At 67.5% G+C, this 12125-nt stretch carries 10 protein-coding genes; 5 read left to right on the top strand and 5 right to left on the bottom strand.

What is annotated here, in order from left to right:
- Positions 1–160: 160 nt before the first annotated feature.
- Both BZF57_RS13310 and BZF57_RS13305 read right to left on the bottom strand, forming a co-directional pair.
- Positions 161–2755, bottom strand: a complete 2595-nt coding sequence (locus BZF57_RS13310; protein WP_240505986.1) for a TonB-dependent receptor — start codon at positions 2753–2755, stop codon at positions 161–163.
- Positions 2756–2962: 207 nt separating this feature from the next.
- Positions 2963–5005: a TonB-dependent receptor gene (locus BZF57_RS13305; RefSeq protein WP_086738745.1), complete on the bottom strand. Its 2043-nt coding sequence runs from the start codon at positions 5003–5005 to the stop codon at positions 2963–2965.
- A 127-nt stretch (positions 5006–5132) separates the two neighbouring features.
- Between BZF57_RS13305 and BZF57_RS13300 the strand changes: the two genes are divergently transcribed.
- The 4 genes from BZF57_RS13300 to BZF57_RS13285 all read left to right on the top strand — a co-directional run bounded on the left by BZF57_RS13300 (position 5133) and on the right by BZF57_RS13285 (position 9555).
- Positions 5133–6641, top strand: coding sequence for a flavin-containing monooxygenase (locus BZF57_RS13300; protein WP_086738743.1), 1509 nt, complete (start codon positions 5133–5135; stop codon positions 6639–6641).
- A 178-nt stretch (positions 6642–6819) separates the two neighbouring features.
- Positions 6820–7581, top strand: a complete 762-nt coding sequence (locus tag BZF57_RS13295) for a competence/damage-inducible protein A (protein WP_086738741.1) — start codon at positions 6820–6822, stop codon at positions 7579–7581.
- A 78-nt stretch (positions 7582–7659) separates the two neighbouring features.
- Positions 7660–8640 carry a polysaccharide deacetylase family protein gene (locus tag BZF57_RS13290; RefSeq protein ID WP_086738739.1) on the top strand — a complete coding sequence of 327 codons (981 nt, stop codon included), beginning with the start codon at positions 7660–7662 and terminating at the stop codon, positions 8638–8640.
- 12 nt (positions 8641–8652) lie between these two features.
- A complete protein-coding gene (locus BZF57_RS13285) occupies positions 8653–9555 on the top strand; it encodes a GNAT family N-acetyltransferase (protein WP_086738737.1) in 903 nt (300 codons plus the stop codon).
- Here the strand turns inward: BZF57_RS13285 and BZF57_RS13280 are convergent.
- The 3 genes from BZF57_RS13280 to rplK form a co-directional block, all read right to left on the bottom strand.
- Entirely contained in the window at positions 9514–9819 is a 306-nt protein-coding gene (locus BZF57_RS13280; RefSeq protein ID WP_086738735.1) for a hypothetical protein, read from the bottom strand. The genes BZF57_RS13285 and BZF57_RS13280 overlap by 42 nt on opposite strands.
- A 194-nt stretch (positions 9820–10013) precedes the next feature.
- The gene (gene rplA / locus BZF57_RS13275) at positions 10014–10706 is read right to left on the bottom strand and encodes a 50S ribosomal protein L1 (protein WP_086738733.1); all 693 of its coding nucleotides are present in this window, start codon (positions 10704–10706) and stop codon (positions 10014–10016) included.
- Between the two features lie 4 nt (positions 10707–10710).
- Entirely contained in the window at positions 10711–11142 is a 432-nt protein-coding gene (gene rplK / locus BZF57_RS13270; RefSeq protein ID WP_086738731.1) for a 50S ribosomal protein L11, read from the bottom strand.
- Positions 11143–11419: 277 nt separating this feature from the next.
- On the opposite strand from rplK, the gene BZF57_RS13265 reads away from it, so the two are divergent.
- On the top strand, positions 11420–12094 hold the full coding sequence (locus tag BZF57_RS13265) for a PspA/IM30 family protein (protein ID WP_086738729.1): 675 nt from the start codon (positions 11420–11422) through the stop codon (positions 12092–12094).
- Positions 12095–12125: the final 31 nt, after the last annotated feature.

The following is a 12125-nucleotide window of genomic DNA, read 5'->3' as shown; positions in this document are numbered from 1 at the left end:
GAGGAAATCCGGCCTCAAGTAGCGAAGCGGTAGGCCGACAAAGACTCACCGAGGACGAACCCGCGGAGGCGGGTTCGAAAAACAAAAAAGAAAGGAGCGACCCGGTCGCCCGAGCCGCCCCCCTCTCCCGCTCCTTTGCGGAGCTAACTGTTCTGCGCGATCAGAACTTCGCGCGCAGCGTCACGCCGTACTGGCGCGGCGGCAGGGTGAAGGCCGAACGCGAGTTGGCCGCACCCGAGCCGCGCAGGGTGGTGTTGAAGGTCACCCCGCGCACCACTTCGTCGGTCAGGTTGTTGACCCAGCCTTCGATCGAATACTTGCCGTCGGCAAAGCGCAGGCCCGCACGCAGGTTCACGAAGGCCTTGCCGTCCTGGATGTCGGCGATGATCGGCGGGGCGGCATCGACCGCCTGCTGCACGCCGCCCGCAGCGGTGATCGCCGCGGCATCGGGGATGATGATCGCCTGGGTCGAGGTGCGCTGGTCGCCCTCCGCCCGGACCTGACCGGAGATGAAGAACTCGGTCGTGTCGTTGATCGGCTTCTCCCACATCGCACCGGCGAGCGCGATGATCCGCGGAGCGTTGGTGAGATCGTTGCCGCACAGCGCCACCACCTGGACCGAGGTCTGGGTGCCGGCGCAATTGCCTGGATAGCTCGCCTCGAGGAAGGTCGCGGCGAGGTTGATGGTCAAGCCATCGGTCGGGCGCAGCAGGCTTTCGATTTCCACACCGCGGGTGTTCGCCTTGGGCACGTTGAAGGTGGCAAAGGCGGTGCCGGTGAATTCGAGCACCTGGAAGTTGGTGAACTTCTCGATGAAGGCGGCGATGTTGACCGTCAGCGCGCGGTCGGGGGTCTGGCCCTTCACGCCGATTTCATAGGCGTCCACCTCTTCCGACAGGAAGGTCGGGTCCGCGCCGTTCACCCCTGCGGTGGTATCGAGGTTGATCCCGCCCGCCTTGTAGCCGTGGGTGAAGCTTGCATAGGTGCTGACGAAGGGGCTGAACTCGTAGCCGAGCTTGGCCGTGTAGATCAGCTCCTCGTCCTTGAAGCTGTCCTGGAAGGTGCGCGGCAGCAGCGCGCGGAAGGTCGCGCCGACCGCACCGTTGCCCGCGGCTGTCGCCTGCGGCAGATCCGCCGGTGCGGTGAAGCCGAAGCAGCCGAGCTGGGTCAGCGCGCCAACCAGCGCGCCGGGCACGAAGCCGCCCTGGATCGAGCCGATCACGGCCGGGCAGATCGTGTTGTTGACCGAGGTCTGGGTGAACCCGCCCGACTTGTCTTCCCACGAATAGCGCGCGCCCAGGGTCAGTTCGAGACCGTCGGTGACTTCGAACGAGTTGTGGGTGAACACCGCGTAGCTCTTCGCGTCCTGCTGGAAGCGGTTGACGTTGCGGCTGCCGGCCGGATCGCGGCCGGTGAAGACGGTCAGCGGGTTGGCGCCGAGCGCGCCGCCGGTCGGCACGAACAGCAGGGCACCGACGTTCTCGCCGTAATCCTGCCCGAGCGAGAAGCCGACCGACTGGTCGATGGTCTCGTCAGAGAAGAAGCCGCCGATCATGTAGTTGAGCTTGCCCTCGGCCGCTTCGCCCTGGAGCCGCAGTTCGGCCGTCCAGTTGTCGATCTCGAGGTTGAGCCCGTCGACGTTGAAGATGTCGAGGCCGGTGAAGTCCGAATCGTAAGCCTCGAAGCTCTTGTACTTGCGGTAGGAGCCGATGAAGATGATGTCGGCATTGTCCGAGACCGGGAATTCGAGCTCGCCGGTGACGCCATAGTTGTCGACGTCGGCGCGGGGCGCGAAGTTGGCCGAGACCACGCGGTTGTCGAGCGCGCGTTCGAAGGCGCGCTGGTCACGCGGGGCGGTGCTCACCGAAGGCTGGCCGTTGCCGCCATTCGCGCCGAGCCCGACCGCCGCATAGACATTGTTGGTCACCAGCGGCGACTGGTAGAGCTCGATCGCGCCGCAGCAGCTCGAGGTGCTCTTCGAATAGTCGGCGATGATGCGCCCGCGCAGGCCGCTTTCGGTGTCCCAGCCGATCTGGCCGCGCACCAGCCACTGGTCGACATTGTTGGTCTCGCCGACCTTGGTGCCGGCACGGTTCACGACATCGAGGAAGCCGTCACGCTCGCGCCAGGCACCGGTGAGGCGCACCGCGACCGTGTCCTTGACGATCGGCACGTTGATCGCGCCCTGGAGGCTCTTCTCGTCGAAATTGCCGTAGTCGGCGTTCACGAAGCCGCTGAACTCGGTCACGTCCGGGCGGACGTTGGTGATGTTGAGCGCGCCGGCCGAGGTGTTGCGGCCGAAGAGCGTGCCCTGCGGGCCGCGCAGCACTTCGACGCGCTCGACGTCGACGAATTCACTGAGCGCCACGCCCGGGCGGGCCTGGTAGGCGCCGTCGATGAAGATACCGACCGCGCTTTCGAAGCCGATGTTGTTCGAGGTCGTCCCCACGCCGCGGACGCGCAGCACCACCGAGCCCGAGGCGAGCTGCGCCTGCGAGGAGGTGAAGGAGGGCGCGAGCGCCGCGACTTGCTGGATGTTCACCACGCGCTGGGTTTCCAGCTGCTGCGGCGAGATCGCGGTCACCGCGAGCGGAATGTCCTGCACGTCCTGCGCACGGCGGGTCGCGGTCACGATGATGACGTTGTCATCCTTGGCGACCGGACCGCCCTCGGTGCTGTCCTGCGCGAAGGCGGGGGTGGTCAGGGCGCTGCATGCCATCAGGCCACAGGCAAAGGTAGCGAACTTGCGCGTCATGGGGTCCCTCTCTCCAGATGCCAGCCGGTCTTTTCTGCCGGACTTGGTAGCGGGGACGGAACCTATCAGCGTCGCGCGGCCTCACAAGAGTCTCAGGCCAAGTTAATGCAGGATTGTAGCATAAATGCCACATTGTTCGCTGCGACGCAGCATGACGTCGCCATACAGAGTGGCCGGGCAACATTATTGCCCTGCCAGCGATGATGTTCAGAAGCCGTAGCGTAAACCCAGCCACAGCGTCCGCGGAACGCCCAGATCGATCGACCCGCCCTGGTTGCGGGTGACGATCGTCTCGCCGCCGAGATTTTCGCCGCGCAGCACCAGCGACAGCCGTCCGGCGAGCGGCGCGGCCAGAAATGCGTCGATCGTGGTCGCCGGTGCGAGTCGGTCGGTCTGGCGGTCATCCTCGAATTGCGAGGACACATGGCGCAGCGTTCCGGCCACCCGCCAGCCCGGCGCGGGCTCCCACCCGAGCGTGAGGGTGGCAGCCAATTCGGGAGTCTGCGCGGGACGCTTGCCGTCGAGATCGGCGGAAAGCCCGCTGCCCTGCACTTCGGCATCGGTCCAGGCGAGCGCGCCGTCGAGGCTCACCTGCCCGAACTTCGCCGCCACATTGGCCTCGATCCCGCGCGCGTCGATCGCGGGCAGGTTCGCCCGGCGGCGAAGGTTGGGGCCGATGGTGACGTTGGCGATAGCGTTCTTCACCTTGTTGTCGAAGGCGGTGAGCGAGAGCACCACGGCATTGACCGGCTGCCAGTCGAGCCCGATCTCGAACCCGCGCAGCCGCTCGTTGCCGAGATCGGCGTTGGCCTCGGTGGTGACGGGGAACACCACGAAGGGGCGGTAGAGCTCGTTGAGGGTCGGCAGGCGCAGGCCGGTATAGGCCGCCGCGCGCAGATCGAGCCGGCGGGTGGCATAGACCTGCGCGCCCGCGCGCCAGCTCAGCGACCAGTCTGCGCGGTCGGCGGCGTTGACCTCTCCCACCACGGCCCCGGTGGTGGCCGAGACCGCGCGGTAGAAACCGCCGGTGATGCTGGAACGGTCAGCGCGCAGGCCGCCGTTCACCGTCAGCGGCCCGATCTGCCAGTCGTCTTCGAGGAAGATCCCGAGATTGGCGGTTGCGCCCCCGGCGCGGCGGCGCTCGGTGATGCGGCCGGTGACGGCGTTCAATGCCTCTTCCTGCAACTCCCCGTCGGCACGGCGATAGTCGGCGCCGATGCGGATGTCGTGCCCTTCGAGGATCGGCGGGCGCAGCTCGAACTTGCCGCCGATGCCGGTGGAGGGCGTACGGCGCTGGTCGAGCGTGGGGGTGAAGCGGGTCGAGGAGATGACGATGTTCGAGAAGTCGCGGCTCTGGACATAGGCGAGCGCGTCGAACTGCCAGGCCCCGCGCCCGACGAAGCGGATCGAGGCTTCCTCGCCTTCGCTGGTGGAATCCGCACCCCGGAAGCGCAGCGTGCGGGCATCGCGGAACACGGCGACGCGCGCCTGCACCTCGACCGTGTCGGTGAGCGGCGCGGCGGTACGCAGGGCGGCGTTCCAGCTGTCAAAGGCGGCGCGCGCGGTGGCGGGGACGCGCTGGCTGTCAGGCGTGGTGAAGAACCCCTGCCCCCGGTCCCAGCGCCCGCTCGCGACCGCGAACCCGCGCCCGAGCCTTTGCGTCAGCACCCCGCTCGCCTCGGTCTCGGCGCGGCTGTTGATCGCGGCGCTGCCGAGGAAGGCCTCGCCCGGCTCCGCGCTTTCGAGCTCGATCGTCCCCGCCAGCGCGCCCGCGCCGAACGGCCCCGACCCGCCGCCGCGCGTCACGCGGATCGTGCCGAGGGTCTCGGGGGCGATGGCCGAAAGGGGGATATAGCCGAAGAACGGATCGGCAATCGGCACCCCGTCCAATAGCACCAGCGCGCGGCTCGTGGCGTTGCCGCCCAGCGCCCGCAGCGTCACCCCTTGCGCGCTCGGGTTCGAGGAGCGGCTATCCGAGCGGCGGAACTGCTGGAAGCCCGCGACGCCGCGCAGCACATCCTCGATCCGGCCCGAGGGGCTGGCGATAATCGTCTCGCGCTCGAGCGTGGTGGTGGCGTAGATCCCGGTCGAAAGCGCGGCATCCAGGCCCCTGCCGGTGACGATGATCTCCTCGGGGGCGTCTTCAGGCAGCTGCCCCTCGGCCGCCCCGTCCCCTTCGTCCTGCGCGGCCAGCGGCGCGGCGAGGGGGAGCAGCAGAACGCAGGCGAGCAGGCGGGCACGGAAAGTCATGGCGCGGCCTTAGAGCCTGCACCGCCACGCGTCACCACAAAGTCAGTTGCAATTTGCCATTCGAGACTCGCTTTTGCGAAAGGGGTGTGGTTACATCGGTGTCAACAAGGGAGAGAGAGGCCCCGTCATGCTCGCAACACCGCCTGATTTCGACGTCCTGATCGTCGGTGCCGGCATTTCCGGCATCGGCATGGCCGCGCATATGGGGATGAAGGCCCCGCACCATTCCTATGCAATCGTCGAGCGGCGCGACAATCTCGGCGGGACGTGGGACCTGTTCCGCTATCCCGGCATCCGCTCGGACAGCGACATGCACACGCTGGGCTTCGATTTCGAGCCGTGGCGGCATGAAAAGTCCATCGCCGATGCGCCCGCGATCCTCGAATATCTCGACCGGATCGTCGACGAGCGCGGCATCCGCCAGCACATCCGCTTCGGCCACAAGGTCGTCAGCGCCGACTTCCACCACGATGACGCACGCTGGCATGTCGAAATGGAAAAGGCCGACGGCAGCCGCACGCATCTGACGGCCAACTTCCTGTACCTCGGCTCGGGCTATTACGATTACGACGAGCCCTATGATCCCGGCTTCGATTTCGGCGAGTTCGAAGGGCAGGTGCTGCACCCGCAGTTCTGGCCCGAAAACCTCGATTACAAGGACAAGCGCGTTGTCGTGATCGGCTCGGGCGCGACCGCGGTGACCATCGTCCCCTCGATGGCACGCGAGGCGGCGCATGTGACGATGCTCCAGCGCACCCCGACCTGGATGTTCACCCGCCCCGCCAAGGATGCGGTGGCGAACTTCCTGCGCGCGGTGCTGCCGGAAAAGCTCGCCTACCGGCTGACCCGGTTCAAGAACATCAAGATGCAGGACTTCAGCTTCAAGCTGGCGCGCGACAATCCGCAGAAGGTGAAGGACGCGCTCTACAAGAAGATCGAGAAGTCGCTCGGGCCGGATTACAACAAGGACGCCTTCACCCCGCCCTACAATCCGTGGGAACAGCGCCTGTGTCTGGTGCCCGACGAGGACTTGTTCCGCGCGATGAAGGCGGGCAAGGCCGATGTGGTCACCGGCCATATCGCCAAGTTCGAGAAGGGCGGCGTGCGTCTGACCGACGGCACCTTCCTTCCCGCCGACATCGTCGTCACGGCGACGGGCCTGAAGCTCGCGGTCGCCGGCAAGATCGACGTGCGCGTCGATGGCGAGGCGGTGAAGTTCCACGAGCGGTTCTACTACAAGGGCTGCATGTTCTCGAACCTGCCCAACCTTGCGGTGGTGTTCGGGTACTTGAACGCCAGCTGGACGCTGCGCGCCGACATCAACTCGGACTATGTCTGCCGCGTGCTTGAGCACATGCGCGCGACCGGCGCGACCATAGCCACGCCGGTGCTGACCCCGCAGGGCGAGGCCGCGATCACCGAGGACGACGTGTTCGATTTCTCGAGCGGCTATATCCAGCGCGGCAAGCACATCATGCCGCGCAACTCGGTCAGCTATCCGTGGCGCCTCAACCAGGAATATGTGGTCGACCGCAAGCGCATGAAGGACGACCCGCTGACCGACGGCATCCTGACCTTCACCAAGCCCGGCGCGAATGCGCGGGGGGCCGACGAGCAGCTGGAAGCGGCGGAGTAGCGCTGGTCCGCCCTCCTCTTCAGAGGAGGGCCGCGAGACTTGGCGGCTTGGCGCCTAGTCGCAGCGGGGTGGTGCAGGCCGCAAGGCGCGAGCCTCCGGCCCGCGCAACCACCCCCAACCCCCTCCTTTGAAAAGGAGGGGGCTAGTCGTTTCCCCCACCTTCGCCTAACCTCCACCCATGACCTCTCCCGACAAGATCTGGACCGCCGGGCTTATCGTCATCGGCGACGAAATCCTCTCCGGCCGCACGCAGGACAAGAACATCGCGCAGGTGGCATCCTGGCTGCAGGTGCAGGGCATTCGCCTGGCCGAAGTGCGGGTGGTGCCCGACGTCGAGGCGCGGATCGTCGAGGCGGTGAACGCGCTGCGGGCGGCCTACGACTACCTCTTCACCACCGGCGGGATCGGGCCGACGCATGACGACATCACCGTCGATGCCGTCGCCGCCGCGCTCGGCGTGCCGGTGGTCATCCACCCCGACGCCCGCGCGCTGCTGGAGCGCTATTACGCCACCCGCGGCGGGCTCAACGAAGGGCGCCTGCGCATGGCGCGCGTGCCCGAAGGCTCCGAGCTGATCCCCAACCGCATGTCCGGCGCGCCCGGCATCCGGCGCGGCAACCTGTTCCTGATGGCGGGCGTCCCGCACATCACCGCAGGCATGCTCGACGCGCTCACCGGCCAGCTCGAAGGCGGCGCGCCGCTCCTGTCGGAAACGCTCGGCGGATGGATCCCCGAAAGCGAGGTCGCCGATATCCTGCGCCAGACCGAGGCGGCTTACGACACCTGCCAGATCGGCTCCTACCCCTTCTTCCGCGAAGGCCGGGTGGGCGCGAATTTCGTGATCCGCTCGACCAGCGCGGATGACCTTGCGGCCTGCTCGGCGACGCTGGCCGAGGGGCTCGCCGCGCAGGGTTACGAGACGACGCCCGGCGGCATCTGACCGCGCCCGTCCCATTGCGGGGCAGGGCAAGAGATAACATCACCTCCCCTTAACCCTCTGGTGCTACAGGCGAGTCCCATGACCCGCGTGTTCATCACGATCGACACCGAGTATTCCTCCGGGCTCTACACCGGCCCGGGTGCCGCCGACCGGGCGGACAATTTCGCCCGCTCGATTTCCTGCGACACCCCCGAAGGCCCCGCCGGCGTCAGCCACAAGCTCGCCTTGCTGCGCGAGCACGGCCAGAAGGCGGTGTTCTTCGTCGACCCCATGCCCGCGCTGGTGTGGGGCGTGGCCGCGATCGAGGATGTGGTCGGCCCGATCGTCGAAGCCGGGCAGGACGTGCAGCTGCACTGCCACACCGAATGGCTGCGCCATGCCGGTCCGGCCAATCCGCTCGCCTCGAGGGCGACAGGGCAGAACCTCGCCGATTTCCCCTTCGAGGAGCAATGCGCGATCCTCGACTATGCCCGCACGACGCTGATCGCAGCGGGCGCCCCCGCGCCGGTCGCCTTCCGCGCGGGCAATTACGGTGCGAACGACGACACGTTGCGCGCGCTGGCGGCGATCGGGATCGATTACGATTCGAGCCACTGCCCCGCCCTCGTCGGCGCCAGCGCGTGCCGCATCGGGCTGGGCCGCGACGACCGCGATCCGGTGGGCCACATGGGCGTGCTCGAAGTGCCGGTCGGCACCATCGGCACCCTCGGCGGCGGCCTGCGCCACGCCCAGATCACCGCGCTGACCCTGCGCGAAATGCTCTGCGCGATCAGCCATGCGCGCGACAGCGGGCGCGGCAGCTTCACGCTGGTGAGCCACTCCTTCGAACTCATCAACCGCCGCAAGATGGCGGTGAACCACATCGTGCGCCGCCGCTTTACCGATCTCGTCAGAGCGCTGGCGACGATGCGCGGGGTCGAGACCGGCACCTATGCCGAAAGCCCGCCGACGCTGCGCCTGACCGGCGGGGCCTATCAGCCGCTTCCGGCGAACCCGGTGCGCACCGGACGCAGGCTGGCCGAGCAGCTGGTCTCCAACGCGCTCTACGGGGCGCTTTAGGAGCGGGCGGACGTGGGCAGGGCGGCGATCGATTTCACGCTGGGTTCGCGGCGGCTCGTGAGTGTGCCGCGCGCGCTGTCGACCTGGAGCTTCAATCTTGAGGATGTGCTCGCCGGCACCCTGCCCCCCGCTCCTCCAAGCGGGCCTGACGGGGTGCGCGTGCTTTCCGCCCCGGCCGAGCGGCTGGCCGAGGTCGCCGCGCGCTATCCCGGCGTCATCGCGGGCGGGCGGCAGGACTACCGCCGCCACTATATCGACATGGGGCAGTCCTTCGATGCCTACCTCGCGCGGTTCTCGGGCAAGACCCGCTCGACCCTGCGGCGCAAGGCGCGCAAGCTCGCAGACGAGGTGCCGGGCGGCTACACCGTCACTGAACACCGAACCCCGGCCGAGATCGAGGCCTTCCTCGCCGCAGCCCTCCCGCTCTCGGCCCGCACCTATCAGGCGCGGCTGCTCGATGCAGGACTGCCCGATACGCCCGAAGCCCGCCGCACGATGCTGGAGGCGGCCGAGGCCGACCGGATGCGCGCCTTCCTGCTCCACGCGGGCGGACAGGCGGTCGCCTATCTATCGCTGCCGGTCGAGGGGGAGACGCTGGTCTATGCCCATCTCGGTTACGATCCCGACTGGGCGCGGCTTTCGGTCGGCACGGTGCTCCAGATGGACGCGCTCGAACGCCTGTTCGCGGAAAGGCGCTACCGCTGGTTTGACTTCACCGAGGGCGAGGGCGCGCACAAGGCGATGTTCGGCACCCACAGCGCAACTTGCGCGAGCCTCGTGCTGCTCGAACCGACGCTTGCCAACCGCACCCTGCTGGGCGCGCGGGCCGGGTTCGATGCCGGGGTGGCCGGCGCGAAGGCGCTGGCGGCGCGGTCAGGGGCGCTCGGCCGGATCCGCGCCCTGCTCCGGGCCTGACAGCCGCTCAGCCTTGCGCCGGTTGGCGGCCTGCAGGCGCGAACGCTCCATCAGCGGCGAGCGCACCGAGGGCACCCCGCTCAATGATCCGAACCGCAGCGCGATATAGATCCACACCAACGCCACAACCGCGATCAGCACCGCCGCGGCAAGGCCGAGGCGCAGGTCGTAGTTGAGCAGCAACGCGTCCGCCACCAGAGCCACGCCCGAGACCAGCCACTTGGTCGAAAGCCAACCGGACAGGCGTTCGGAGGAAACGGGCATGAAGCGGACCTCTTTCTCGAAGCGCGGCGGGGTGGGGAGAGGGGCGCCGCGCACTACGCATATTCACATGGGTTAGGCCGCGCCGATGACAAGGGGGCGGATGACTTATCCCTGAAACGCAAAGCAAAAGGGGCCGGAAGCGCGATGCTTCCGACCCCTGAAATGCTGTCAGCTGGGCTGCTGGATAAAGGAGCTTACGCCCCTTCGACCTCGCTCAGGTCGACCTTGAGGCCCGGGCCCATCGACGAGGTCAGCGAGACCTTGCGGACGTACTTGCCCTTGGCACCCGAGGGCTTCGACTTCACAACCGCTTCGGTCAGCGCCTTGAAGTTCGCCTTCAGCGCGTCGTCCGAGAAGCTGAGCTTGCCGATGCCCGAGTGGATGATGCCCTGCTTTTCCACGCGGAACTCGACCTGGCCGGCCTTCGCGTCCTTCACCGCCTGGGCGACGTTCGGGGTCACGGTGCCGAGCTTCGGGTTCGGCATCAGGCCCTTGGGGCCGAGCACCTTGCCGAGGCGACCGACGATGCCCATCATGTCGGGCGAGGCGATCACGCGGTCATAGTCGAGGTTGCCGTTCTGCATGTCCTCGAGCAGGTCTTCGGCACCGACCTTGTCGGCACCGGCGGCCAGCGCCTTCTCGGCGTTGTCGCCGCGGGCGAACACGGCGACGCGCACGTCCTTGCCGGTGCCCGAGGGCAGCGAGACCATGCCGCGGACCATCTGGTCGGCGTGACGCGGATCGACGCCGAGGTTCATGGCGACTTCGACGGTCTCGTCGAACTTGCCCTTGAACTGGCGCAGCACGCCGAGCGCTTCATCAATGGTGTAGAGCTTTTCGCGGTCGAGCGAGGCCAGAACCTTCGCCTTCTTGGTGATCTTTGCCATGTGCTTAGCCCTCCACCACTTCGAGGCCCATCGAGCGGGCGCTGCCGGCGATGATCTTGATCGCCTGATCGATGTCGTTCGCGTTGAGATCGGCCATCTTGGCTTCGGCGATCTCGCGCAGCTGCGAAACCTTGATGGTTCCGGCCGACACCTTGCCCGGCTCCTTCGAGCCCGACTTGAGGTTGGCGGCCTTCTTGATGAAGTAGGTCGCCGGGGCGGTCTTGGTCACGAAGGTGAACGAGCGGTCGCCGTAAACCGTGATCACGGTCGGAATCGGCATGCCCTTTTCCATTTCCTGCGTGGCGGCGTTGAACGCCTTGCAGAATTCCATGATGTTCACGCCGCGCTGACCCAGCGCCGGGCCGATCGGCGGCGAGGGGGTGGCAGAGCCCGCGGGCACCTGCAGCTTGATATAGCCTTCGATTTTCTTGGCCATGAGGCCTTACTCCTGTCGCACTGTTGCCCGGCTGTTTCCAGCAAGGCTCATGTTAAGCGGTCCAGCGCCCCTGCTGCGTGCAATGCAGCGGCTCCCGCACGGAATCACCCGGGGCTGGCCCCGAGCGAAGGCGCGCAGGTAGTCGGGCGAGGAGGAAAAATCAAGCCGTAACCCGCCATGCGGCGGGCGGCGGAGCGAGGCGGATGGTTTTCGCAAACGACTTCAATCATTAACCCTCGCGTGATACGAGATCTCCAGCAGTCAGCGGGGACTTTCCATGATCACCATCGCCATCCGGGTGCGCGAGCTTGTCTCGAGCAATGTCGACAGCCTCGTCAGCAAGGCGGGCGAACCGCGCAAGATGCTGCGGCTGCTGCAATCGGAGATCGAGGAAACGCTGATCGCGCTGCACGGCGATGCCGCCAAGGCCAAACGTCAGCGCGAGCGGATGGAGGACAGCGCCACCCGCCTGTCCGCCGCCGCCGAGGAATGGACCGGCAAGGCCAAGATCGCGATCGACCACGGGCGCGAGGATCTTGCCCGGGCGGCGCTGCTCACCCGCGAGGCCGAGCGCGCCAAGGCTGCCGATGCCACCGCCGCAGCCGAGGCGCTGGGCAAGCAGATCGCGGATGCCGCCACCGTGATCGCCGATCTCGAAGCCAAGCGCACCGCCATCGCCTCGCGCATCGCCGAACTCGCCAAGGCCGAAATGGCCGCGCCCGCCGCAGCTCCGGCCGCCGACACCCATGTCGACCGCCGCATCGACCGCATCGAAGAGCTCGAACGCCGCGCCGGCTTTGCCGAGGGCGCCGCCGAGGCCCCCTCCCCCGCCTCGCTCGACGACGAGATCGCCAGCCTCCAGCAGGCCAGCGCGATCGAAGCCGAACTCGCCGCGCTCAAGGCCGCTGCACCGGCTCCGGCGAAGAAGGCAGCGGGTCGCAAGGGCAAGTAAGGCGGGGCCCCTCAGCACCCCGCCCCGGCCG

Origin of the sequence: Erythrobacter colymbi (assembly GCF_002155685.1) — a bacterium.
In the GTDB taxonomy this organism is placed as follows: domain Bacteria; phylum Pseudomonadota; class Alphaproteobacteria; order Sphingomonadales; family Sphingomonadaceae; genus Erythrobacter; species Erythrobacter colymbi.
This window is presented reverse-complemented; position numbering and strand designations above follow the sequence as displayed.